The 21,277-nt window shown below is 63.4% G+C and carries 26 protein-coding genes and 1 pseudogene; 7 read left to right on the plus strand and 20 right to left on the minus strand.

Annotated features, from left to right (window positions below):
* Positions 1 to 14: 14 nt before the first annotated feature.
* The 3 genes from ACIQUF_RS09170 to xerD all read right to left on the minus strand — a co-directional run bounded on the left by ACIQUF_RS09170 (position 15) and on the right by xerD (position 3,212).
* Positions 15 to 1,319 (minus strand): homoserine dehydrogenase, encoded by a 1,305-nt coding sequence (locus ACIQUF_RS09170; RefSeq protein ID WP_403130783.1) that lies wholly within the window; start codon positions 1,317 to 1,319, stop codon positions 15 to 17.
* Between the two features lie 82 nt (positions 1,320 to 1,401).
* A complete protein-coding gene (locus ACIQUF_RS09175) occupies positions 1,402 to 2,163 on the minus strand; it encodes a thioredoxin fold domain-containing protein (RefSeq protein WP_400802903.1) in 762 nt (253 codons plus the stop codon).
* A 152-nt stretch (positions 2,164 to 2,315) separates the two neighbouring features.
* Positions 2,316 to 3,212, minus strand: a complete 897-nt coding sequence (gene xerD / locus ACIQUF_RS09180; RefSeq protein WP_403130788.1) for a site-specific tyrosine recombinase XerD — start codon at positions 3,210 to 3,212, stop codon at positions 2,316 to 2,318.
* 68 nt (positions 3,213 to 3,280) lie between these two features.
* On the opposite strand from xerD, the gene ACIQUF_RS09185 reads away from it, so the two are divergent.
* Positions 3,281 to 5,095, plus strand: a complete 1,815-nt coding sequence (locus ACIQUF_RS09185; protein ID WP_403130791.1) for a cation:proton antiporter — start codon at positions 3,281 to 3,283, stop codon at positions 5,093 to 5,095.
* Positions 5,096 to 5,099: 4 nt separating this feature from the next.
* On the opposite strand, the gene ACIQUF_RS09190 is transcribed toward ACIQUF_RS09185, so the two are convergent.
* From ACIQUF_RS09190 to ffh, 6 genes are all read right to left on the minus strand, one after another.
* Positions 5,100 to 5,507 carry an acyl-CoA thioesterase gene (locus tag ACIQUF_RS09190; protein ID WP_403130794.1) on the minus strand — a complete coding sequence of 136 codons (408 nt, stop codon included), beginning with the start codon at positions 5,505 to 5,507 and terminating at the stop codon, positions 5,100 to 5,102.
* Positions 5,508 to 5,601: 94 nt separating this feature from the next.
* Positions 5,602 to 5,952, minus strand: a complete 351-nt coding sequence (rplS, locus tag ACIQUF_RS09195) for a 50S ribosomal protein L19 (protein WP_003252148.1) — start codon at positions 5,950 to 5,952, stop codon at positions 5,602 to 5,604.
* 42 nt (positions 5,953 to 5,994) lie between these two features.
* Positions 5,995 to 6,747, minus strand: a complete 753-nt coding sequence (gene trmD, locus ACIQUF_RS09200) for a tRNA (guanosine(37)-N1)-methyltransferase TrmD (protein WP_403130797.1) — start codon at positions 6,745 to 6,747, stop codon at positions 5,995 to 5,997.
* Positions 6,748 to 6,750: 3 nt separating this feature from the next.
* Complete coding sequence (rimM, locus tag ACIQUF_RS09205; RefSeq protein WP_012315970.1) at positions 6,751 to 7,287, minus strand: ribosome maturation factor RimM; 537 nt, start codon at positions 7,285 to 7,287, stop codon at positions 6,751 to 6,753.
* A gap of 5 nt (positions 7,288 to 7,292) precedes the next feature.
* On the minus strand, positions 7,293 to 7,544 hold the full coding sequence (gene rpsP, locus ACIQUF_RS09210; RefSeq protein WP_011535318.1) for a 30S ribosomal protein S16: 252 nt from the start codon (positions 7,542 to 7,544) through the stop codon (positions 7,293 to 7,295).
* A gap of 235 nt (positions 7,545 to 7,779) precedes the next feature.
* Positions 7,780 to 9,156: a signal recognition particle protein gene (ffh, locus tag ACIQUF_RS09215; protein WP_172286731.1), complete on the minus strand. Its 1,377-nt coding sequence runs from the start codon at positions 9,154 to 9,156 to the stop codon at positions 7,780 to 7,782.
* 204 nt (positions 9,157 to 9,360) lie between these two features.
* Here ffh and ACIQUF_RS09220 point away from each other — a divergent pair, with 204 nt between their 5' ends.
* The 3 genes from ACIQUF_RS09220 to ACIQUF_RS09230 all read left to right on the plus strand — a co-directional run bounded on the left by ACIQUF_RS09220 (position 9,361) and on the right by ACIQUF_RS09230 (position 12,932).
* Positions 9,361 to 10,170, plus strand: coding sequence for an inner membrane protein YpjD (locus ACIQUF_RS09220; protein ID WP_403130802.1), 810 nt, complete (start codon positions 9,361 to 9,363; stop codon positions 10,168 to 10,170).
* Positions 10,171 to 10,179: 9 nt separating this feature from the next.
* The gene (locus ACIQUF_RS09225; protein ID WP_403130805.1) at positions 10,180 to 11,385 is read left to right on the plus strand and encodes a transporter associated domain-containing protein; all 1,206 of its coding nucleotides are present in this window, start codon (positions 10,180 to 10,182) and stop codon (positions 11,383 to 11,385) included.
* A gap of 248 nt (positions 11,386 to 11,633) precedes the next feature.
* Positions 11,634 to 12,932, plus strand: a complete 1,299-nt coding sequence (locus ACIQUF_RS09230) for an MFS transporter (RefSeq protein ID WP_400802887.1) — start codon at positions 11,634 to 11,636, stop codon at positions 12,930 to 12,932.
* A 36-nt stretch (positions 12,933 to 12,968) separates the two neighbouring features.
* Here the strand turns inward: ACIQUF_RS09230 and purT are convergent, their stop codons facing one another.
* From purT to ACIQUF_RS09255, 5 genes are all read right to left on the minus strand, one after another.
* Positions 12,969 to 14,150: a formate-dependent phosphoribosylglycinamide formyltransferase gene (purT, locus tag ACIQUF_RS09235; protein ID WP_403130808.1), complete on the minus strand. Its 1,182-nt coding sequence runs from the start codon at positions 14,148 to 14,150 to the stop codon at positions 12,969 to 12,971.
* Positions 14,151 to 14,226: 76 nt separating this feature from the next.
* Positions 14,227 to 14,694: a preQ0 transporter gene (locus tag ACIQUF_RS09240; protein ID WP_403130812.1), complete on the minus strand. Its 468-nt coding sequence runs from the start codon at positions 14,692 to 14,694 to the stop codon at positions 14,227 to 14,229.
* A 59-nt stretch (positions 14,695 to 14,753) separates the two neighbouring features.
* Positions 14,754 to 14,954: a DUF1289 domain-containing protein gene (locus tag ACIQUF_RS09245; RefSeq protein ID WP_403130816.1), complete on the minus strand. Its 201-nt coding sequence runs from the start codon at positions 14,952 to 14,954 to the stop codon at positions 14,754 to 14,756.
* A complete protein-coding gene (locus ACIQUF_RS09250; protein WP_403130818.1) occupies positions 14,947 to 15,471 on the minus strand; it encodes a gamma carbonic anhydrase family protein in 525 nt (174 codons plus the stop codon). The genes ACIQUF_RS09245 and ACIQUF_RS09250 overlap by 8 nt, the downstream gene beginning before the upstream one ends.
* A 42-nt stretch (positions 15,472 to 15,513) precedes the next feature.
* Positions 15,514 to 16,113: a CoA pyrophosphatase gene (locus ACIQUF_RS09255; RefSeq protein WP_403130821.1), complete on the minus strand. Its 600-nt coding sequence runs from the start codon at positions 16,111 to 16,113 to the stop codon at positions 15,514 to 15,516.
* 126 nt (positions 16,114 to 16,239) lie between these two features.
* On the opposite strand from ACIQUF_RS09255, the gene ACIQUF_RS09260 reads away from it, so the two are divergent.
* The 3 genes and pseudogenes from ACIQUF_RS09260 to ACIQUF_RS09270 all read left to right on the plus strand — a co-directional run bounded on the left by ACIQUF_RS09260 (position 16,240) and on the right by ACIQUF_RS09270 (position 17,736).
* Complete coding sequence (locus ACIQUF_RS09260) at positions 16,240 to 16,791, plus strand: NUDIX hydrolase (protein WP_403130823.1); 552 nt, start codon at positions 16,240 to 16,242, stop codon at positions 16,789 to 16,791.
* Between the two features lie 153 nt (positions 16,792 to 16,944).
* A pseudogene (locus ACIQUF_RS09265) lies at positions 16,945 to 17,364 on the plus strand (murein L,D-transpeptidase family protein); the annotation flags it as partial.
* A gap of 165 nt (positions 17,365 to 17,529) precedes the next feature.
* Positions 17,530 to 17,736, plus strand: coding sequence for a hypothetical protein (locus ACIQUF_RS09270; protein ID WP_403130825.1), 207 nt, complete (start codon positions 17,530 to 17,532; stop codon positions 17,734 to 17,736).
* Between the two features lie 15 nt (positions 17,737 to 17,751).
* Here ACIQUF_RS09270 and gspN read toward each other — a convergent pair whose 3' ends face one another.
* Genes gspN through gspH form a run of 6 tightly spaced genes read right to left on the minus strand, consistent with a single transcriptional unit; the run spans position 17,752 to position 21,274 of the window.
* Entirely contained in the window at positions 17,752 to 18,420 is a 669-nt protein-coding gene (gene gspN, locus ACIQUF_RS09275) for a type II secretion system protein N (RefSeq protein WP_403130828.1), read from the minus strand.
* The gene (gene gspM / locus ACIQUF_RS09280; RefSeq protein ID WP_403130831.1) at positions 18,417 to 18,803 is read right to left on the minus strand and encodes a type II secretion system protein GspM; all 387 of its coding nucleotides are present in this window, start codon (positions 18,801 to 18,803) and stop codon (positions 18,417 to 18,419) included. Before gspM ends, gspN begins: the two co-directional genes overlap by 4 nt.
* A complete protein-coding gene (gene gspL, locus ACIQUF_RS09285; RefSeq protein WP_403130833.1) occupies positions 18,800 to 19,888 on the minus strand; it encodes a type II secretion system protein GspL in 1,089 nt (362 codons plus the stop codon). The genes gspM and gspL overlap by 4 nt, the downstream gene beginning before the upstream one ends.
* Positions 19,885 to 20,475, minus strand: coding sequence for a type II secretion system protein (locus tag ACIQUF_RS09290; RefSeq protein ID WP_403130836.1), 591 nt, complete (start codon positions 20,473 to 20,475; stop codon positions 19,885 to 19,887). The genes gspL and ACIQUF_RS09290 overlap by 4 nt, the downstream gene beginning before the upstream one ends.
* On the minus strand, positions 20,472 to 20,840 hold the full coding sequence (locus ACIQUF_RS09295) for a type II secretion system protein GspI (protein ID WP_403130839.1): 369 nt from the start codon (positions 20,838 to 20,840) through the stop codon (positions 20,472 to 20,474). Before ACIQUF_RS09295 ends, ACIQUF_RS09290 begins: the two co-directional genes overlap by 4 nt.
* A complete protein-coding gene (gene gspH, locus ACIQUF_RS09300; protein ID WP_403130842.1) occupies positions 20,837 to 21,274 on the minus strand; it encodes a type II secretion system minor pseudopilin GspH in 438 nt (145 codons plus the stop codon). The genes ACIQUF_RS09295 and gspH overlap by 4 nt, the downstream gene beginning before the upstream one ends.
* Positions 21,275 to 21,277 lie beyond the last annotated feature (3 nt).

The raw sequence follows: 21,277 nt of genomic DNA on the forward strand, positions 1-21,277 counted from the left end.
AACGGCACTGTTCGTTAATTGAGCTGTTCGACGCGGATGCGCACGACCTTGCCGACCACGTCCTGCAGGGCTTCCAGGGCGACGATGGCATCGTTGATGCGCTGCTCGACCACACCGTGGGTCAGCAGGATCATCGGCACCAGGCCGTCCTGCTCCTCGGCTTCCTTCTGCATGATCGACTCGATGTTGATGCCGCGCTCCGACAGGATGCTCGCCACCTGGGCCAGCACGCCTGGGTGATCCTTGGCCTGGATGCGCAGGTAGTAGGCGCTTTCGCAGGCTTCGATCGGCAGGATCGGGTGAGCCGACAGCGAATCCGGCTGGAAGGCCAGGTGCGGCACGCGGTTTTCCGGGTCTGAGGTCATCGCCCGAACTACGTCGACCAGGTCGGCGACCACCGACGAAGCGGTCGGCTCCATGCCGGCGCCAGCGCCGTAGTACAGGGTGGAGCCGGCGGCGTCACCGTTGACCATGACGGCGTTCATCACACCGTTGACGTTGGCGATCAGGCGGTCGCTCGGGATCAGCGTCGGGTGTACGCGCAGCTCGATGCCATCGGCTGTGCGGCGGGCTACGCCCAGGTGCTTGATACGGTAGCCCAGCGCTTCGGCGTAGTTCACATCCGCGGTGGTCAGTTGGGTGATGCCCTCGGTGTAGGCCTTGTCGAACTGCAGCGGGATACCAAATGCGATGGAGGCCAGGATGGTCAGCTTGTGCGCGGCATCGATGCCTTCGACGTCGAAAGTCGGGTCGGCCTCGGCGTAACCCAGCGCCTGGGCTTCGGCCAGCACGTCAGGGAAAGCGCGGCCCTTCTCACGCATTTCGGTGAGGATGAAGTTGCCGGTGCCGTTGATGATCCCGGCCAGCCAGTTGATGTGGTTGGCCGACAGGCCTTCACGGATGGCCTTGATCACCGGGATGCCACCGGCCACGGCGGCTTCGAAGGCGACGATGACGCCTTTCTCGCGGGCCTTGGCGAAGATTTCGTTGCCGTGCACGGCGATCAGCGCCTTGTTGGCGGTGACCACGTGCTTGCCGTTTTCGATGGCCTTGAGCACCAGGTCGCGGGCGACGGTGTAGCCACCGATCAGCTCGATGACAATGTCGATCTCCGGGTTGCTCGCAACGTCGAACACATCAGCGGTAATGGGGGTACCGGTAATCTGGCAGTTCGGGTTCTGCGAGCGCATGGCGATCTGTGCCACTTCAATACCGCGCCCGGCACGGCGGGCAATCTCCTCGGCGTTGCGCTGAAGTACATTGAAGGTACCGCCACCGACGGTCCCCAACCCACAGATGCCTACTTTGACCGGTTTCACTGTGAACTCCCCATTGAACGGCCGGCACCTGCGCCGACCGTGAAACATGCCGTCACCCCATGACGACGGCGTACTGAATGAATTACTTGGCTGCTTGCTGCTGGCCGGCCAGGGCCAGTTTGGCCACCTGCGGCGCCGGCTGGTAGCCCGGGATCACCTGGCCACTTTCAAGCACGATCGCCGGCGTGCCATTGACGCCGATCGACTGGCCCAGCTGGAACTGCTTGCTGACCGGGTTGGCGCACTTGGCGGCCTTGATTTCCTTGCCTTCGACCATTTTGTCCAGCGCCGCGCGGCGATCACTGGAGCACCACACCGCCTGCAACTGCTCATCACCCGGTGAGCCGAGCCCCTGGCGCGGGAAGGCGACATAGCGCACTTCGATACCGCGACGGTTCAGCTCCGGCACTTCGGCGTGCAGCTTGTGGCAATACGGGCAGGTGGTGTCGGTGAACACGGTGATGTGCGACTTGGTCTCGCCCTTGGCAGGATAAACCACCATCTCGGCGGCTGGAATGCCGTTGATGAGCTTGGCCACGCCCTGGCGTTCGGTCTTTTCGGTCAGATTGACCGGCTTGCCGTCCTGGATCTGGTACAGGTAACCCTGCATGACGAACTGGCCATCGGCACTGGCATACAGCACGCGGCCGCCCTGCAGCTTGACTTCATACAAGCCGTTGAGCGGGCTGCTGGCCACGCTTTCCACCGGCACTTCCAGTTCGAGGTTCTGCAACGACTTGCGGATGGCCTGCTCGGCGCCGGCATTGCTGTCGGTTGCCGCGGCAACGGCAAAGGTACTGGCCAGCGCCATCGCGGCGGCGGCGAAAATCTGGGTCAAGCGCATGGAAACTCCTGAAGGCGGACAGGGGCCGGAGGGCGTCACCTGCGCAAAAACGCGGCGACCGTGCGGCCCTTGGTGCAAACCGCTCAAGCCTACCACATCACACCGGGCAACAAGCGGCTTGCACGTACCGGTCAGCGGAACATGAAAATCATTCATCCACGCGGGTGGTGCTGGGCGTGCAGTTGCTGCAAGCGCGCCTTGGCCACATGGGTATAGATCTGCGTGGTCGACAGGTCGCTGTGGCCCAGCAGCATCTGCACCACGCGCAGGTCGGCGCCGTGGTTGAGCAGGTGGGTGGCGAAGGCGTGGCGCAAAGTGTGCGGTGACAGCGACTTGTCGATGCCGGCCACTTGCGCCTGGTGCTTGATGCGGTGCCAGAAGGTCTGGCGGGTCATCTGCTCGCCGCGTTGACTGGGGAACAGCACGTCGCTTGGGCGCCCGTTGAGCAGGTCGGCGCGGCCATCGCGCAGGTAGCGCTCCAGCCACACCACCGCCTCCTCGCCCATTGGCACGAGGCGTTCCTTGCTGCCTTTGCCCATCACCCGCAGCACGCCCTGGCGCAGGTTGACCTGGTCCAGGGTCAGGCTGACCAGTTCGGTGACACGCAGGCCGCAGGCGTAGAGGACTTCGAGCATGGCACGGTCGCGTTGGCCGATGGCTTCGCCAAGGTCCGGGGCCTGCAGCAAGGCCTCGACATCGGCCTCTGACAGTGATTTGGGCAAAGGCTTACCCAACTGCGGCATTTCGACCTGCAGGGTTGGGTCGACGGAGATCAGCTTTTCCCGCAACAAGTAGCGAAAAAAGCCGCGCAGACCAGAGAGAAAGCGCGCAGTAGAACGCGGCTTGTAACCCTGGTCGAGGCGCCAGGCCAGGTGATCGAATATCAGCTCGCGGCCTGCGTCGGGCAAAGCCACTCCACGCTCCTGCAGCCAGCCGTTGAACAACGCCAGGTCACTGCGGTATGAAACGCGGGTGTTGTCGGCCAGGCCTTTTTCCAGCCACAGGGCGTCGAGAAACTGGTCGATGAGGGGGTGGTCGAGGGCGGGCATGAAAACTCGGTGGCAAACGACGAAATGGCGCTTAGTCTTTCATAACCAAGCCGGCATAGGGAGCCCGCATGAACGAACAGCAGATCCTTCTCAGCGTCGGCGGCATCGGTGCCGCCGCCCTCGCCTGCCAGTGGCTGGCCTGGCGCCTGAAGCTGCCGGCCATTCTCTTCCTGCTGCTGGCCGGCATCACCCTTGGCCCGGTGCTCGGCTGGCTAGATCCGCAGGCGTTGTTCGGCCCGCTGCTGATGCCCCTGGTGTCGCTGGCGGTGGCGCTGATCCTGTTCGAGGGCAGCCTGACGCTGCACCTGTCACAGTGGCGCGAAATCGGCAGCGTGGTGCACCGCCTGGTCACACTCGGCGCGCTGTCGACCTGGCTGGTGATCGCGCTGGCGACCCACTGGCTGCTGGGTTTCGACTGGCCCCTGGCGATTCTTTTCGGCACCTTGACCCTGGTGACCGGCCCGACAGTGATCGTGCCCATGCTGCGCGTTGTGCGCCCCAAGGCGACGATCGCCAACATCCTGCGCTGGGAAGGTATCGTCATCGACCCGATCGGCGCCTTGCTGGCCGTAGTGGTCTACAGCTTCATCATCGCCAGCGCCGATGGCGATGGCCTGACCCAGAGCCTGGGCACCTTTGCCGGCGTCATCTTCTGTGGCAGCGCCCTGGGCGCGGCCGGGGGCTGGCTGCTGGGGCAGATCATGCGCGAACAATGGCTGCCGGAGTACCTGCACAACCTGGCGTCACTGGCCGCCGTGCTGGGCATCTTTATCGCCGCCAACCAGATCGTCCACGAATCCGGGCTGCTGGCGGTGACCGTCATGGGCATGTGGCTGGCGAACATGCGCGGGGTCGATGTGCGGCAGATCCTGCACTTCAAGGAAAACCTCAGCGTATTGCTGATCTCTGGGCTGTTCATCCTGCTGGCCGCGCGGCTCGATCTGAATGCGCTGCTCGGCCTGGGCCCTGCGGTGCTGGCGTTGCTGCTGGTGATCCAGCTGGTGGCGCGTCCACTCAATGTGTTCCTGTCGACACTTGGCTCCACGTTGAACTGGCGTGAAAGGGCCCTGCTGGCCTGGATCGCCCCGCGCGGCATCGTTGCCGCAGCCGTTTCGGCGATCTTTGCCATTCGCCTGCATGAAGCCGGGCACCAAGGCGCGCTGCTGCTGGTGCCGCTGACCTTCGCCGTGATTATCGGCACGGTGGTATTGCAAAGCGCAACCGCCCGACCCCTGGCGCGTCTGCTCAAAGTAGCGGAGCCAGCGCCCAGTGGCTTTCTCATCGTCGGCGCCAACGGGCCTGCGCGCGCCATCGGCAAAGCCCTGCAGCAACTGGGTTGCCGGGTGCTGCTGACCGATTCGAGCTGGGAGAACATCCGCGCCGCGCGCATGGAAGGGCTGCCGACCTACTTTGGCAACCCGGCGTCGCAGCATGCCGACGCGCACCTGGACCTGGTCGGTCTCGGCCACCTGCTGGGGCTATCCCCCGCAGGCGAAATCAATGCCTTGGCCTGCGCGCGCTTTCGCCATGATTTTGGCCACAGTCGCCTGTACGTACTGGCCAGCGGCCTGGAGAAACAGCGCAGCGACAAGCATCGCGCCAGCGAAGAACACCGTGGCCAACTGCTGGGCGCAAGCCCGATGACCTACCATCAACTGGCCAATCGCCTGCACCAGGGTGCCGAGCTGTACAGCACCAACCTGACCGAGGGCTTCGACTGGGAAAACTACCAGGCACTGCATGGTGAGCGCGCCCAGCTGTTGTTCGCCCGTGACGGTCAGGGCTGGGTACACGTTGCGAGCCCCGAGAGCCCGCTTACCCCACAACCCGGCTGGACCTTGGTGGCGCTGATCGAACCCGCGCCCGTCACCGCGACAAGTTGAAGGCTCACGCCTCCGGCAGCACCGGCACCGGGCGCTTGTCCTCGTCGATGGCGACGAAGCTGAACACGCCGTGGATGGCGCGCTCGCGCCCATCCAGGTACATGTTCTCGACAAACACATCCACCTGCACCTGCAAGCTGGTGTTGCCGACCTTGATCACCGTGCCCACCAGCTCGACGATCGAACCCGCAGGAATCGGGTGCTTGAAGTCGATTCGGTCGGTGGACACGGTCACCAGCGGCAACCGGCAGAAGCGCGTGGCGGCGATGAACGACACTTCGTCCATCCAGGCCAGCGCGGTACCGCCGAACAGGGTGTTGTGGTGGTTGGTGGTGCTGGGGAACACCGCCTTGGTCACGCGGGTCACCGACAGTTCTGTGCGGTGCTGGATTTGCTCGTCTCGGCTGGTCATGTACGTCACTTATCTCGGGTTTCAAAACGCAAAAAAGCAGCCCGAAGGCTGCTTTTTTCTCGCAGGGGGCCTCAGGCCACCAGGCAAACTGTACTCAGGACAGTTTTTCCTTGATGCGAGCGGCTTTGCCGGACAGGTCGCGCAGGTAGTACAGCTTGGCTTTACGCACGTCACCACGACGTTTCACGGCCAGGCTGTCGATTTGCGGGCTGTAGGTCTGGAAGGTACGCTCAACGCCTACGCCGCTGGAGATTTTGCGCACGGTGAAAGCGCTGTTCAGGCCGCGGTTACGCTTGGCGATAACGACGCCTTCGAACGCCTGCAGACGGGAACGCTCGCCTTCCTTCACTTTAACCTGGACGACAACGGTGTCGCCTGGTGCGAAGGTCGGGATTTCCTTGCTCATCTGCTCTGCTTCGAGCTGCTGGATGATCTTGTTGGTCATGCTGTGCTCCTAAGATGGATACTTGATCCACCATCGATACGTTTATCTATCGTCCCGCTCGCGGAGATATTCCTCGAGCAGCTTCTTCTCTTCTCCAGAAAGCGAGCGACTTTCCAGAAGATCGGCGCGTCGTTCGAAGGTCCTACCAAGGGACTGCTTCATCCTCCAACGCCGGATATGTGCATGGTTGCCACTTAGCAACACGTCGGGAACACGCTGATCCGCATACACCTCAGGTCGGGTGTAGTGCGGGCAATCAAGCAGACCGTCGGTGAAGGAGTCTTCCTCCGCCGAGTCCACATGCCCTAAAGCTCCGGGCAGCAGCCGTGTAACCGCATCGATCAGTACCATGGCCGGTAGCTCGCCACCGGAAAGCACATAGTCGCCAATCGACCACTCCTCATCGACATGAGCCTCGATAAAGCGCTCGTCGATGCCTTCATAACGACCGGCGATCAGGATCAACGATTCCTGTTCGGCCAGGCCTTTGACCGCCTGCTGAGTCAGCTTGCGGCCTTGCGGCGAAAGGTAGATCACCTTTGCCGATGCTCCGGTCGCTTGCCTGGCGCTAACCAGGGCGTCTTCCAGAGGCTTGATTTTCATCACCATGCCCGGACCACCGCCAAACGGCCGATCATCCACGGTGTGGTGGCGATCTGTGGTGTAGTCCCGCGGGTTCCAGCAAGTCACCTGAAGCAACCCCTGTTTCACCGCGCGGCTGGTAATGCCGTACTCCGTGATGGCCGAGAACATCTCGGGGAACAACGTGATGACGTCTACGCGAAGGTTACCCATCGTTTAGAAGTCCGCGTCCCATTCAACCCGCATCACGCCTGCTTCCAGGTCGATTGCCAGCACGCATTGCGCCGTATAGGGCAACAGACGCTCGCGATCATCCAGGCTGCCTGCGCAGGGCTTGACCACCATTACATCGTTCGCACCGGTCTCCAACAGGTGATCGACCTTGCCGAACAGTTGTTCGTCCTGGTTGATGACCTTCAGGCCCTGCAGCTGGTACCAGTAGTACTCGTCTGCGGCCAGGTTGGGCAAAAGGCTCCGCGGGATGCAGATTTCGAAGCCGCTCAGAAGACGCGCTTCATCACGATCATCGAGGCCTTTCAGTTTCACGACCAGGCCCTTTTGGGAGCCACGACCGCTGACCAGCTCGACCTGCTTTACCTTGCCTTCGTGCCGAAGCGTCCAGCGTGGATAATCCAACAGGTTTTCAATCGGATCGGTAAAGGAATACACCTTCACCTCGCCGCGAACGCCGTGAACCGAAAAAATCTTGCCAACGACGATCAGGTCGTCAGCCTTTTCTGGCGTCGCGTTCATATTGCTCAGGCAGCAGCCTTGGCAGCTTCCTTCAGCAGCTGAGCAACGCGCTCAGACGGCTGTGCGCCCTGGCTCAGCCAGTAGGTGACGCGCTCTTGGTTGACCGACAGCTTGACTTCGGCGCCCGATGCGATCGGGTTGAAGAAGCCAACGCGCTCAACGAAACGGCCGTCACGGGCGTTACGCGAGTTGGTCACGGTCAGGTGGTAGAATGGGCGCTTTTTCGAGCCGCCACGGGCAAGACGAATGGTTACCATGTGAACATTGTTCCTATAGTCGGTGCTGCAAATCTGAATGCCAAATAGGCACACGCGTGCCCAAAAGGCCGCATATTCTCGGGGAATACACGGACATTTGCAAATGACTTTTTCGCCACGGCCTCGCCATGGCGCTCAGATTTGCCGGTTGAGCCACGCAGTGCGTGGCCGTTGCCCCGCCGCAGCGGGGGTTCTGGGCGCTCATCCGGTAACGGAGAAGCACTCGGAATAGGGGTTATAGCTTCGGCATGCCGCCGCCAGGCATCATGCCGCCCAGGCCGCGCATCATCTTGGCCATGCCGCCTTTGGCAGAGAATTTCTTCATCATCTTCTGCATTTGCTTGTGCTGCTTGATCAGCCGGCCGATGTCCTGCACCTGGGTGCCGGAGCCGAGGGCAATACGGCGCTTGCGCGAACCGCTGATCAGGTCGGGGTCACGACGTTCGGCCGGGGTCATCGAGTTGATGATCGCTTCCATCTGCTTGAACTGCTTCTCGGCCGCGCCCTGGGCATTGCCCATCTGCGACAGGTTCACCCCGCCGATGCTCGGCAGTTTGTCCATCAGGCCGCCCAGGCCGCCCATGTTCTTCATCTGTTGCAGCTGGTCGCGGAAGTCTTCGAGGTCGAAGCCCTTGCCCTTTTTCAGCTTCTTGGCCAGTTTGTCGGCCTTGGCCTTGTCGATGGTCTGCTCGGCCTGCTCGATCAGGCTAAGCACATCGCCCATGCCGAGGATGCGCGAGGCGACGCGGTCCGGGTGGAAGGGCTCGAGGGCTTCGGTCTTCTCGCCCATACCGATGAATTTGATCGGCTTGCCGGTGATGGCACGTACCGACAGCGCGGCACCGCCACGGGCGTCGCCGTCGACCTTGGTCAGGACTACGCCGGTCAACGGCAGGGCTTCACCAAAGGCCTTGGCGGTGTTGGCGGCGTCCTGGCCGGTCATGGCGTCGACCACGAACAGGGTCTCGATCGGCTTGACTGCGGCATGCAGCGCCTTGATCTCGTCCATCATGTCGGCGTCGATGTGCAGACGGCCGGCGGTGTCGACGATGACCACGTCGATGAACTTGAGCTTGGCTTCGCGGATGGCCGCTTCGGCGATGGCCACCGGCTTCTGGCTGATGTCGGACGGGAAGAAGGTCACGCCGATGTCGTTGGCCAGGGTTTCCAGCTGCTTGATCGCCGCCGGGCGGTAGACGTCGGCCGACACCACCATCACGCTTTTCTTCTTGCGCTCCTTGAGGAAGCGCGCCAGCTTGCCGGCGGTGGTGGTCTTGCCCGCACCCTGCAGGCCGGCCATCAACACCACGGCAGGCGGTGCAGCATTGAGCGCGAGGTCTTCGTTGGCCGCGCCCATCAGGCTTTCCAGCTCGGCCTGGACGATCTTCACGAACGCCTGGCCCGGGGTCAGGCTGCGCGACACTTCGGTGCCGACCGCACGTTCCTTGACGCTGTTGACGAAATCCTTGACCACCGGCAGGGCAACGTCGGCCTCGAGCAGGGCCATGCGCACTTCGCGCAGCGTGTCCTTGATGTTGTCTTCGGTCAGCTTGGCCTTGCCGGTGACATGGCGCAGCGTCTGTGACAGGCGGTCGGTCAGGTTTTCGAACATGGTGATCCTTTCAGGCCCAGTAAAAGCCGAGGTTTGTCAGGCGCCCAGGTGAAAATGCACACGCGCTGGGCACAGCAAGGCGGCGATTATAGCGAAGAGCGACGGCGCCGCACACCTCGGCTTCCCGGCGGCAAGCATCAGTCTTCCTAGACCGGCGCGATCTATGCCAAACTCCGTCTCTTTAAGGCTTGCCCACCAGGACTTATGGTCTCCTCACCCAGCCTCATCCCCAACCTGATCGCCGCCGGCCTTTATATAGCAGCGACCATCTATCAGGGTTCGCACCTGGCCCAGTCGCGCAAAGCCGACAAACGGCTGCTCGGTTTGCTCGGAGCGCTCGCCGTCATCGCCCAGGGCGGCGCGCTGTTCTTCCAGCTGATTACCCCGCTGGGCCTGAGCCTCGACTTTTTCAGCGCCGCCAGCCTGATTGCCGTGGCGGTCATCGCCCTGACCCTGCTCGCCTGCCTGCGCATTCCGGTGGAAAACCTGCTGGTGCTGCTGTTCCCGCTCGGCGCAGTCACGGCATTGCTGGCGCAATTCGCGCCGCCCGGCACGGTGCCGCTGATCAATGAGCAACCGGGGATCCTCGCGCATATCCTGCTGTCGATCCTGGCCTACGGCCTGTTCACCATCGCGGTGTTTCAGTCGCTGCTCCTGCTGCTGCAGGACCGCCAGTTGAAGAACAAGCACCCGTCCGGCCTGATCCGCAACTTCCCGCCGCTGCAAACCATGGAAAGCCTGCTGTTCGGCTTCCTCTGGGCTGGCTGGTGCCTGCTGACACTGTCGCTGATCTCCGGCTGGCTGTTCCTCGACAACCTGTTCGCCCAGCACCTGGTGCACAAGACCTTGCTCGCCTGCGTGGCCTGGGTCGTCTTCAGCGTGCTGCTGTGGGGCCGCACCCGCCTGGGTTGGCGTGGGCACAAGGCGATCCGCTGGACGCTGGCCGGTTTCTGCCTGCTGATGCTGGCCTATTTCGGCAGCAAGCTGGTTCGCGAATTCATCCTGCATATCTGACGGCTGACCATGGACAACCTGCCGTACGCACCGCTACTCGGCACTCTGGCACTGGCGCTGCTGTGGTCGGCGCTGTTCACCGCAGTGGATGCCGCCCGCCTGCAGCTCAATGGCTCGCTGCGCAGCGGCGATGACGGTCAGCCGCCATTGCCGGCCCAGGCCCTGGTGCTGTGCGCCAGCCTGGGCAAGCTGTTGGTTTTGGGCCTGGCCTGCCTGATTGGCCAGCGCTACAGCGGCGAGCACGGCTTCTGGCTCGCGGGCCTGGCCGCCACCCTGGCCTTGCTGGTGTTTGCCGAATACCTGCCTCGCCGCCTGGCCCGACGCAGCCCGATGGCATTTATCAGCCTCGGCGCCAGCTTGCTGAAACTCCCCCTCGCCCTGCTGCAGCCGCTGGCCTGCCTGCTGGACGGCATTGCCAAGCTGATCCTGCGGCCGTTTCGTGTACAGCCCACCGCCGTGGCCCTGCACCCGCAAGCGGACGATGATTTTGCCGAAGATGAAGACCACGACGTGCAGCGCCCCGGCCTTCTCGATGGCCTGCAGTCCCTGGACAAGGTCACCGTCAACGACATCCTGGTGCCGCGCAACGAAGTCGACGGCATCAACCTGGACGAGCCGATCGAGCGCATCATCGAGCAGTTGATCGTCAGCCGCCACACGCGCCTGCCGGTCTACCACAACGACATCAACCAGGTCGAAGCGATCCTCAACACCAAGCTGATCAGCCACCTGCTGCCCAAGGCCGAGCTGACCCTGGAGAAGCTGCACGGCGCTTGCTACGAACCTTACTTCGTGCCCGAAAGCACCCCGCTGCAATTGCAGTTGCTGAATTTCCACAAGCAGCAACGGCGCCTGGGTGTGGTGGTGGACGAATACGGCGAGGTGCAAGGCATCGTCACCCTGGAAGACATTCTTGAAGAAATCGTCGGCGAGTTCGAGGAAGAACACAGCCTCGACAACCCCCACGTGCACCCGCAGGACGATGGCACCTTCGTGATCGAGGGCACCGCCTCACTACGCGAAATCAACCGCACCCTGGGCTGGCACCTGCCCTCTGACGGCGGCCCGAAAACCCTCAACGGGCTGGTCACCGAGGCACTGGAAAGCATCCCGGAGAGCGCCGTTTGCCTGAAGATCGGCCGCTATCGCCTGGAAATCCTCGAAACAGAGGACAATTGCGCCAGCAAGGTACTGGTGTGGACCGTGACCCGCTAGCTATACTCGGGTCACGCTTACCCAGCCCCGCCGTCCCGCCTGCTACCCGCACCCGGCGACCCACGGCCAGTCCGCTCCACTGACACGCCCCGCGGTCCTGCTTCAACACCCCGAACAGTGCCCGCTCCCCGCCCCTATCCCCCTTGGGCTATCGTCAGTCGGGCGAGCAAAAGAACAATACGCTCCGGCCCCCACGCATGCGTGGATCAAGCCTATGGAGCACGACAAGACTGTTAGGGACCTACTTAATGACCACCAGCACTTACGCCGAAGCGCCTGCCGCGCCGGTCAACTCGCCTGCGCGGGTGGCCACCGCCAGCTTCATCGGCACTGCCATCGAGTTCTACGACTTCTACGTTTATGCCACTGCCGCCGCCCTGGTGATCGGCCCGGTGTTCTTCCCGTCCGGTTCGGGCACTGCGCAGATGCTCGCGGCCTTCCTGACCTTCGGCATCGCCTTCCTCGCCCGCCCGCTGGGCTCGGCGCTGTTCGGCCACTTCGGCGACCGCATCGGGCGCAAGTCGACCCTAGTCGCCTCGCTGCTGCTGATGGGCGTGTCGACCACGCTGATCGGCGTGCTGCCGGGTTACGACAGCATTGGCGTGTGGGCACCGATCATCCTGTGCCTGCTGCGCTTCGGCCAAGGTCTGGGCCTGGGCGGTGAGTGGGGTGGCGCGGCGTTGCTGGCCACGGAAAACGCACCGGCTGGCAAGCGGGCCTGGTTCGGCATGTTCCCGCAGTTGGGTCCATCGATCGGCTTCCTCGCCGCCAACGGCCTGTTCCTGACCCTGGCCCTGCTACTCAGCGACGAGCAGTTCCGCGAGTGGGGCTGGCGTATTCCGTTCCTGCTCAGCGCCGCTCTGGTGCTGGTAGGCCTGTACGTGCGCCTGAAACTGGAAGAAAGCCCGGTGTTCGCCAAGGCGGTCGCTCGCCATGAGCGGGTGAAAATGCCGGTGGTCGATTTGTTCAGCAAGTACTGGATGCCGACCCTGCTCGGCGCCGCAGCCATGGTGGTGTGCTATGCGCTGTTCTACATCTCCACGGTGTTCTCGCTGAGCTACGGCGTCACAACGTTGGGTTACAGCCGCGAAACCTTCCTGGGCCTGCTGTGCTTCGCCGTGGTCTTCATGGCCCTGGCGACGCCACTCTCGGCCTGGCTCAGCGACCGTTACGGGCGCAAGCCGGTGCTGATCGTCGGCGGCCTGCTGGCAGTGGCTTCGGGTTTCACCATGGAGCCGTTGCTGACCTCGGGCTCGACTACGGGCGTGGCGCTGTTCCTGGCCATCGAACTGTTCCTGATGGGGGTCACCTTCGCGCCGATGGGCGCGCTGTTGCCAGAGCTGTTCCCGACCCACGTGCGTTATACCGGCGCTTCAGCGGCCTATAACCTGGGCGGCATCGTGGGCGCTTCGGCGGCGCCGTTCTTCGCGCAGAAGCTGGTGAGCATGGGCGGGTTGAGCTGGGTGGGTGGGTATGTGTCGGTGGCAGCGGTGATCAGCTTGATTGCTGTGCTGTGCCTGAAAGAAACCCGTCATACCGAACTGTGAAAAAGAGGGGGCGCTAGGCGCCCCCTCTTTTTAAGATCAGAACTCGACCTTGACCGCCTGCGAAGCACGGGTCGCCTTGGCCCGCGCCGCTTCGACCGACTCGTCACGCGCCAGGCATACACCCATGCGGCGAGTGCCGTTGATTTCCGGCTTGCCGAACAGGCGGATTGCTGTATCTGGCTCGCTCAACGCAGCGCCAAGGTTGGCGAAGCTGGTCTGCTGCGACTGGCCTTCCGGCAAAATCACCGCCGACGCCGATGGGCCGAATTGACGCACCACTGGGATCGGCAGGCCGAGAATGGCACGGGCATGCAGGGCGAACTGCGACAGGTCCTGGGAAATCAGGGTGACCAGGCCGGTGTCATGCGGACGTGGCGACACTTCGCTGAACCATACCTGGTCGCCTTTGACGAACAGCTCGACGCCGAACAGGCCACGCCCGCCGAGGGCATCGGTGACCGCTTTGGCAACGCGCTGCGATTCGGCCAGGGCTTTGGCGCTCATGGCCTGGGGCTGCCAGGATTCCTGGTAGTCGCCCTTCTCCTGGCGGTGGCCGACCGGTTCGAGGAAGGTGGTGCCGCCCACGTGGCGCACGGTCAGCAAGGTGATTTCGTAGTCGAAATCGATGAACCCCTCGATGATCACACGGCCTTTGCCGGCACGGCCGCCCTCTTGAGCGTAATCCCACGACTGCTTGAGGTCGGCATCGCTGCGCAGCAGGCTCTGGCCCTTGCCCGACGAGCTCATCACCGGCTTGACCACGCACGGATAGCCGACATCGGCCACGGCCTTGGCATAGTCTTCGTATGTATCGGCAAAGTGATACGGCGAGGTCGGCAGGTCCAGCTCTTCGGCGGCCAGGCGGCGGATGCCTTCGCGGTTCATGGTCAGCTGAGTGGCGCGGGCGGTCGGCACCACGGTGAACCCTTCGCTTTCCAACTCGACCAGCGTAGCGGTGGCGATGGCTTCGATTTCAGGGACGATGTAGTGCGGTTTTTCAGCTTCGATCACCGCCCGCAGGGCGACGCCATCGAGCATGTTGACCACATGACTGCGGTGCGCCACCTGCATGGCCGGGGCATTGGCGTAGCGGTCGACGGCGATCACTTCGACGCCCAGGCGCTGCAGCTCGATCACCACTTCCTTGCCCAGCTCGCCACAGCCGCAGAGCAGTACACGGGTCGCGGTCGGCGACAATGGGGTTCCGATACGGGTCATTTCAGGTCCTCGAAGGCGTCCGGGGCCGCACCAGGCTTGGTACGGCCCGCTGAAAAAGGACCGGTATTCTACACCATCAGCTCGCCACGGCAGCCCGCCGCGCGCGAAATGCCATGGCCAGCCAGACCGCAGTGACCCCTGCGAATTTCGAGGCCATTGCGGTGCCGATCACGGCCGGGGTCAAGGCGCCGATCATGCCGAAGAAGATGAAGGTATCCACCGGAATGCTCAGTGCCGAACTCAGCCACAGGCGGTCACGCAGGGGCCGGCGAGTAATGCTGAACACCAGCCAGTCGATCAGTTCGGAAATGAAGAACGCCGTGGCACTGGCCAGGGCGATGGCCGGCTCCGAGGTGACGTACGACAGCACCAGGGCCAGCAGCATGGCGATCAGCGCGCCATGCCCGTAGCGGGTCTGCACCATGTCGCGCAGGATGAACACCAACCCGCCCCAGCAGGACCAGATGACGTCCAGGTGCGGGGCGCTGGAGAAGGCGTAGTTGATCAGTACGACGCTGCTGATATAGGCGATGAGATAGAACATGGGAAATGACCGTCGGGCAAGCGGGGCAGATTACTTGATTTTCGGGTCAATCGCAGCCCCTACATGATCAACCCCGCCGCCACCGCCCGCTCATGGCACAGTTTCAACACCGCCCGGCGCTCGGTATTGTCCATCCGCCCCCAGCGGCCGATCTCGGCCACGGTACGCTGGCACCCGGTACAGACATCCTCATCGTCCAGCGCGCAGATGCTCACGCACGGCGAAGCGACCGGGCGCTCAGTGGCGATGACCTCACTCATCGTCCACCACCAACTCCCGGGCATAACGCTGGGCATTGTGCACATAGTGCGCGGCACTGGCTTCGAGCATGCGTTTCTGTTGCTCGGTCAGCTCACGCACCACCTTGCCCGGTGAGCCCATCACCAACGAACCGTCGGGAATTTCCTTGCCTTCCGGGATCAGCGCATTGGCGCCGATGATGCAGTGCTTGCCGATCCGCGCGCCGTTGAGGATGACCGCATTGATGCCGATCAGGCTGTAGTCGCCGACCGTGCAGCCATGCAGCATGGCGTTGTGGCCAATGGTCACGCCCTTGCCCAGGGTCAGCGGCGCGCCCATGTCGGTGTGCATCACGGTACCGTCCTGGACGTTACTGTCCTCGCCGATGTCGATCAGCTCGTTATCGCCGCGCAGCACCGCGCCGAACCACACGCTGGCACGCGCCTGCAGGCGCACCTTGCCGATCAGCATGGCGTTGGGTGCGGCCCAACTGGTGGGATGGGTTTCGACCCGCAGGTCGCCCAGGCGGTATTTCATGTTCGCTCCTCAGGGTAGCAACGGCGGCGGGGTGGGCCCCGCTCAGATTTCGATGTAGCGCTCGGGAGGTTGATCCAGGCTGATGCCTGCGTCGTACAGCAGGTTGACCAGCTCGACGATCATGATCGCCGACAACCCCCAGATCTTGTATTCGCCAAAGCGATAGCTGGGCACATACCAGCTGCGGCCCTGGTAATCGATTCGGTGAGTATGGTCGCGCGGGTCCTGGCGGAAGAATTCCAGCGGCACGCTGAATACTGCCGCGATCTCCGCATCATTGGCGCGGTATTCGACGAAATCGGGAATAACCCCGACGAATGGCGTAACTTTCAGGCCGTGCAGGGAGATCAGCGGGCTGAGCGGCCCGAGCACTTCTACAAGGCCGGGCGGCAAACCGATTTCTTCTTCGGCTTCGCGCAGTGCCGTGAAAACCAGGTCGGGGTCTTCCGGGTCGCGTCGGCCACCGGGGAAGGCGACTTCGCCGCCATGGGTCGACAAGCCCTTGGCACGCAGGGTCAAGACCAGTTCGGGCGCTTCGCTCCGGGTGATGGGCAAGAGAACCGCGGCCTCGGGGAACCGTCGGTCGGTTTCCAGTGAAGCGGGTTGGTGGTTGCTCATTCGGCGAAGTAGCTCGTCCAGCATTGCGCACTCTCGTTTCCAAGGCCTGCCCTGCATCATGCACCAAAGCCGCGAAGCACCCAAGCCCTGTACGCTTGCGGCGGGCCTGCGTGACGCGCCAAGATAAGCCGGTCAATAGGGAAGAACAGCATGAAATTCTGCAGCGCGTGCGGCCAGCCAGTCATTCAGCGGATCCCCGAGGGCGACAGCCGCCTGCGGTATGTCTGCGAACATTGCCAGACCATCCATTACCAGAACCCCAATATCGTTGCCGGGGTGCTGCCGACCTGGGGTAGCCAGGTGCTGCTGTGCCGCCGCGCCATCGAGCCGCGCCGTGGTTTCTGGACCCTGCCTGCCGGGTTCATGGAAAACGGCGAGACACTTGATCAGGCCGCCCGTCGCGAAACCGTCGAGGAAGCCTGTGCCAGAGTCGGTGACATGGCTCTCTATCAGCTGTTCGACCTGCCGCACATCAACCAGGTGCATGTGTTCTTCCGCGCCGAGCTGGCCGACCTGGACTTCGCCATCGGTGTCGAAAGCCTGGAAGTGCGACTGTTCGAGGAACACGAGATACCGTGGGGCGAGCTGGCTTTCCGCACCGTCACACGCACACTAGAATGCTATTATCGCGACCGCATCGGGCAGCACTACCCGCTAGGCCATGAGTACCTGCCGCCGATGAACGTTTCGCCCACTACTTAAGCTTGCAGGTGCCGCTTCATGCGCTGGTTGTTCGCCCTTTTCTGTCTTTGCGTTACCTCGGTGTCCCAGGCGGCCTTCACCGAAGTCATCATCCGCAAGCCGCAACCGCCCGTGCCTGCGCAATCGCAATCGCAAGCGGCGATGCAGCCGCTGATCGACAAGGTGCTGGTGATCAAGTCCGAACGCCGCCTGCAATTGATCAGCCGGGGCGAACCTTTGAAAACCTACCGTATCTCCCTGGGCAAGCAGCCCAAGGGCGCCAAGGAACGTGAGGGCGACAAAAAGACTCCCGAAGGCCTGTACTGGTTGGACTGGCGCAAGGAAAGCGACCGCTTCAATCTGGCCATGCACATCAACTACCCGAATATCAGCGACGCAGCACGCGCTACCCGGGAAGGCGTAAGTGCCGGCAGCATGATCATGATTCACGGTACCCCAATCAACGACGAGTACCCGGAGTGGTACTTCCACACCCTCGACTGGACCGATGGCTGCATCGCCATGCGCAATTCCGACATGCGCGAAGTCTGGGACCTGGTGCGCGATGGGACGTTGATCGAGATTCGACCTTGATCCCCATGTACGTTTAAGGCATAGGCCCTCTCCTACCTCAGTTATGTAACTGTCCTACATAGCCTCAAGCAGTAGACTGCATCCAATTGAACTGAAGAGCTTTTAGCATCGACGCAAACGAGTACGTATGACGTACGCCATTTGCGGGATTCTGAGAACAACAACATGCCAATACGCTCGCAGTTATCCTCCCTGTGCCTTCACGCCTTGCGCCGGGCCATCTTCCTCGACCGGCTCGGTCCCATCACCACGCTGACCCAGAGCCGCTTGGGGGAGCCTTCGACCGACGAAGCGGCAGGCGCCATGGACATCACCGTGGAACATCTCAAACGCCTGGAAAACCAGCGCCGCGGTTTTGCTCAACCGGACTGACGCTCGCCCGCCTCGCTACCAATGCAGGCTTCGATTCCCTTTCGTAGCCTGCGGGCTCAGCCATTGAGCGCCGCGCAGGACGGGTATCAGCTCGGCGTCCGGCTGTAGTTCAAAGGCCACCTGCGCACGACGTTCCACCACGTCGGCATCAACCGACAGTTGATGCTGCCCGGGTTGCGCCACCAGGCCATGCAGGCGCCAGCCAGTGCGGCAATCCATTTCCAACCAGCCTTGGCCCAGGCCCAGGGACCAAGGCTGGCTCAATGCCAGATCATTGACCGTGATGCGCCCTTCGCTTGTGCGGCACTGGCGTCCAGCGCCTTGCAACTGCAGCCGGCCGTGCCACTGCCCGGCCAGCCGATAATCTGTCTGCTCAGTTGCTTGCGCACCCAACGCCAGCGCTTCCAAGCGCCAGCGCCATGGCCACCCTTCAACGTGCAACTGCCAGCCCTGCCCTTGAAAACCCAGCTGCGCATTGGCTTGCAGACGCCAGGGCTGCAGCGTCCAGCGCAGGGGGCCGACAACCCCGAACTGGCGGGCCTGGCCGTGCCACAGACTGCCACTGACGCCGTGCATCGGCAGGCCAGCAACACGTGCGACCCAGGCAGCCGGCAGCTCTATCAGCAGGGTCAGGCAGAAGACCAGCCCGCCCCACCACCACCACCACCACCACCGGCGCCTCATGGTTGCACCACCAGATCAAAACGCAGGCCCTTGGCATCCTGCTCCAGGCCCCACTGCAACGGCCGGGCGCCTTCTGCCTGCAAGGCTTGCAGCCAGCCTTGCAGCACACGCTCATCGGCCACCTGGCCGCGCAGTTGCCAGTGGCTGCCTTGCGCCTCGACATCAATGAGTTCGATCTGCCTGGCCCGGGCAGACTGACGCAGCCGTTCCAGGCTTAGCCCTGGGCCGGCTTGCAGAGCGCCTGCCTGCTCTGCCAGAACGCGCCATTGGCCAAGCTCACGCCACTGCCACAAGCCCTCGCGCAGTGCCAGGAACACCACCAAGGCAACGATCAGGCACCAGGCAAGCGTCAGGCGATGGCGCTGAATCCAGTCTCGGCTCATGTTGCCGCTCCCAGATCGAATACCACCTGCGTTGACAGCGCGGTGCCTTGCACCTGCACCGCAGCCCCAGCGGCACTGGCCATTTCTTGCCATGGCGGCGCGCTCCCTTCGCCCTCAAGGCGCAGGTGCCAGCGCTGGCCGTCGAAGCGCACCGCTTGCAGGCGCCAACCGGGGTGGTCTTGCAGCCAGGCTTGCAGGCGTGCCTGCAGGTCTTCGAGCTGGCGCACGCGCAGTTGCTGCTGCAATTCGCTTTCGCGCATTCGTTTCAGGGCTTGGGCCGCCTGCCGGGGGCTGACCTGCGCGCCAGTTACCGCCAGCACTTGTCCGCGCCAGGCCTGTACCTGGCGCCACTGTTGGCTGAGCCACAAACCGCCCCACACCAAGACCAGTACCAGGCAGGCACCAATCAGGCGCCGTTGCGGTGTCGTCACAGCGGGTAATGAGCGCACCTGGCGCGTGCGCTCGAACAGGCTTGGCAGCTTGTCCAGCGGCGCCAACGTGGTCGGCCATCGGCCCGCCAACGTTGCTCTGTCCAGCGCACTCCAAGGCTGCTGCGGCGGATCACCTAGCGCATCAGGCCAAGCCAGCCAGTGCTCACGGCCCTCTGCCGTCAGCCCGTGATACAGACAAAGACCTGACGACCGCTGCCATTGCAGGGCCGTGCCCGGCTCAGGCTTGGGCAGCAGCTGAAATTCGGCCCAGCAGCGCTCGATCTGCAGCCCCCACTCGGCACATTGCCCGAGCCAGTTGTCCAGGTGCTGGCGATCGACCGCCAACAGGCGCAACTGGCCAGCCTGGCGAGAGAGGCAGGCGCATTGCACCTCGTCCGCGCCCTGCAGCAAGTGATCTTCCAGGAGCAGCGGCCACTCATCACGCTTGAGCCCGGGCGGAGCAGGCAGCTGAAACTGGCTGCAGCGCTCGCCGGGAATGATCAACGCGACCCGTGCTTGCAGGTTCGCCGGTGGCTCGCCGTGCCCTTCGCGCTGGGCGACACCGTTCTCAACCAGCAGCCAGTCCCAGATTTCACCCGGACGCAGCAGCAGCCAGGGCTGGGCCAGCGTACGCCGACGCCATTCAAGCTTCATGAACGCCCCCACGGGAGGATGAAGGTGCAGTCATAGGGTGCTCCATCACGCTGCAAGTGCACGCGCACGCCACGGCCGGGATGCGCGGGTTGATCGGAAGGCCAGGGCAGCCAGCGGCCTCCCTGGTGATAAAGAACGTTGAACGCAGTGACCTGCCGCAGTTGCTCACGCAGAACCCAACGCGGTTCGCTGGCGGCATACAGGTCTGCTGAAGTCTCCAGCAGCAGGCGTTGATCACGGGCATCGAAACGCAGGCGCTGGCGCTGCAGCCGCGCGCCGCCTTCGGCCTCGGGCACGGCCGTGGCCGCCACCCACAGCAATTGCTGGCGGTCTGCTTGCCAGTCGAGCCAGCGGCTGGCGAGTGGCAGGCGTTGTTCGTACACCCGGCGCAACACCGGGCTGTCGAAGCGCCGCTCCAATGCCAGGCAAAACTCCAGCACGCCGGTCTCATCCTGGGTCACCTGTAACCGCTCGCGGACCTTGAGCCAGCCGTTGACCAGGGCGGCGAGCATCACGCCCAGCAAGGCAGTGAGCGCCATGGCCACCATCAGTTCGATCAGGGTCAGGCCCGCCTGACGCTGCTTCATGGACGCTCCAGAAAGATTGTGTACTGGCCCAGCGGCAGGCGCTGGTCGCGGTCGGCGTACAGCTGCATCTCGCCGCGGCGCAGATCGCGCACACCGGTACGGCGCAGCTGTAGCTGCCAATGACAGGCCTGGCCGCCCTGATTCAGCACGCCATCGGCCTGGTTGCTGGCCGGCCAGTACTGCTCGACGGTAAAACGCGCCTGCAATTCGCGCGCGCACAGCACGCCAAGGCGGTGTTGCTGCACGCTGGCCTGCACCGCCAGGCGCTGGCGCAGGACCTGGCTGGTGATCACTGCCAGCACGGCGGCGATCGCCAGGGCCACGGTCACTTCCAGCAAGGTGAAGCCATGCTGCCGGCGCTTCATGGTGACAACGCCGTGCGCAATTGACCGTCGCGGCCCCACTCCCAACGCTGGCTACCCTCGGCCCAACGCCACTGCACTGCGCCTGGCTGCGCCCAACCCTGCGGCGTGAACAGCAAGCGTGGCTGGCTACCGGCTGGCCAGTCCGGGCGCAAGCCCTTGGGCCAATCACCCAGGCTGACCGCTTCCACCACCCACCCTTCGCGTTCACGGCGCACGAACTCCGGGCGCTGGCCGGTCCAGCGCAATCCGCGCAACTGGCCCGCGTGCCGAGCCAGCGCAGCCTGGGTGTGAACCTGCGCGACCAAGCGCTTCAAGGCCTGGTCGACACTGGCCTTGCCGCTGTCGAGCCAGGCCACGGCAAGCCCGGTCATGAGCCCGGCGATGGCCAACACCACCAACAACTCGATCAGGCTGAAACCCCGCTGGCCAGGCATCGA

Source organism: Pseudomonas sp. NPDC090233, from assembly GCF_044772285.1.
Classification (GTDB): Bacteria; Pseudomonadota; Gammaproteobacteria; order Pseudomonadales; family Pseudomonadaceae; genus Aquipseudomonas.

What these genes read in the sequence shown, in the direction of transcription:
- ACIQUF_RS09175 (WP_400802903.1), bottom strand. Translation starts at nt 2,163, where the DNA reads ATGCGCTTGACCCAGATTTTCGCCGCCGCCGCGATGGCGCTGGCCAGT.
- xerD (WP_403130788.1), bottom strand. Translation starts at nt 3,212, where the DNA reads ATGCCCGCCCTCGACCACCCCCTCATCGACCAGTTTCTCGACGCCCTG.
- ACIQUF_RS09185 (WP_403130791.1), top strand. Translation starts at nt 3,281, where the DNA reads ATGAACGAACAGCAGATCCTTCTCAGCGTCGGCGGCATCGGTGCCGCC.
- ACIQUF_RS09190 (WP_403130794.1), bottom strand. Translation starts at nt 5,507, where the DNA reads ATGACCAGCCGAGACGAGCAAATCCAGCACCGCACAGAACTGTCGGTG.
- rplS (WP_003252148.1), bottom strand. Translation starts at nt 5,952, where the DNA reads ATGACCAACAAGATCATCCAGCAGCTCGAAGCAGAGCAGATGAGCAAG.
- trmD (WP_403130797.1), bottom strand. Translation starts at nt 6,747, where the DNA reads ATGGGTAACCTTCGCGTAGACGTCATCACGTTGTTCCCCGAGATGTTC.
- rimM (WP_012315970.1), bottom strand. Translation starts at nt 7,287, where the DNA reads ATGAACGCGACGCCAGAAAAGGCTGACGACCTGATCGTCGTTGGCAAG.
- rpsP (WP_011535318.1), bottom strand. Translation starts at nt 7,544, where the DNA reads ATGGTAACCATTCGTCTTGCCCGTGGCGGCTCGAAAAAGCGCCCATTC.
- ffh (WP_172286731.1), bottom strand. Translation starts at nt 9,156, where the DNA reads ATGTTCGAAAACCTGACCGACCGCCTGTCACAGACGCTGCGCCATGTC.
- ACIQUF_RS09220 (WP_403130802.1), top strand. Translation starts at nt 9,361, where the DNA reads ATGGTCTCCTCACCCAGCCTCATCCCCAACCTGATCGCCGCCGGCCTT.
- ACIQUF_RS09225 (WP_403130805.1), top strand. Translation starts at nt 10,180, where the DNA reads ATGGACAACCTGCCGTACGCACCGCTACTCGGCACTCTGGCACTGGCG.
- ACIQUF_RS09230 (WP_400802887.1), top strand. Translation starts at nt 11,634, where the DNA reads ATGACCACCAGCACTTACGCCGAAGCGCCTGCCGCGCCGGTCAACTCG.
- purT (WP_403130808.1), bottom strand. Translation starts at nt 14,150, where the DNA reads ATGACCCGTATCGGAACCCCATTGTCGCCGACCGCGACCCGTGTACTG.
- ACIQUF_RS09240 (WP_403130812.1), bottom strand. Translation starts at nt 14,694, where the DNA reads ATGTTCTATCTCATCGCCTATATCAGCAGCGTCGTACTGATCAACTAC.
- ACIQUF_RS09245 (WP_403130816.1), bottom strand. Translation starts at nt 14,954, where the DNA reads ATGAGTGAGGTCATCGCCACTGAGCGCCCGGTCGCTTCGCCGTGCGTG.
- ACIQUF_RS09250 (WP_403130818.1), bottom strand. Translation starts at nt 15,471, where the DNA reads ATGAAATACCGCCTGGGCGACCTGCGGGTCGAAACCCATCCCACCAGT.
- ACIQUF_RS09255 (WP_403130821.1), bottom strand. Translation starts at nt 16,113, where the DNA reads ATGCTGGACGAGCTACTTCGCCGAATGAGCAACCACCAACCCGCTTCA.
- ACIQUF_RS09260 (WP_403130823.1), top strand. Translation starts at nt 16,240, where the DNA reads ATGAAATTCTGCAGCGCGTGCGGCCAGCCAGTCATTCAGCGGATCCCC.
- ACIQUF_RS09270 (WP_403130825.1), top strand. Translation starts at nt 17,530, where the DNA reads ATGCCAATACGCTCGCAGTTATCCTCCCTGTGCCTTCACGCCTTGCGC.
- gspN (WP_403130828.1), bottom strand. Translation starts at nt 18,420, where the DNA reads ATGAGGCGCCGGTGGTGGTGGTGGTGGTGGTGGGGCGGGCTGGTCTTC.
- gspM (WP_403130831.1), bottom strand. Translation starts at nt 18,803, where the DNA reads ATGAGCCGAGACTGGATTCAGCGCCATCGCCTGACGCTTGCCTGGTGC.
- gspL (WP_403130833.1), bottom strand. Translation starts at nt 19,888, where the DNA reads ATGAAGCTTGAATGGCGTCGGCGTACGCTGGCCCAGCCCTGGCTGCTG.
- ACIQUF_RS09290 (WP_403130836.1), bottom strand. Translation starts at nt 20,475, where the DNA reads ATGAAGCAGCGTCAGGCGGGCCTGACCCTGATCGAACTGATGGTGGCC.
- ACIQUF_RS09295 (WP_403130839.1), bottom strand. Translation starts at nt 20,840, where the DNA reads ATGAAGCGCCGGCAGCATGGCTTCACCTTGCTGGAAGTGACCGTGGCC.
- gspH (WP_403130842.1), bottom strand. Translation starts at nt 21,274, where the DNA reads ATGCCTGGCCAGCGGGGTTTCAGCCTGATCGAGTTGTTGGTGGTGTTG.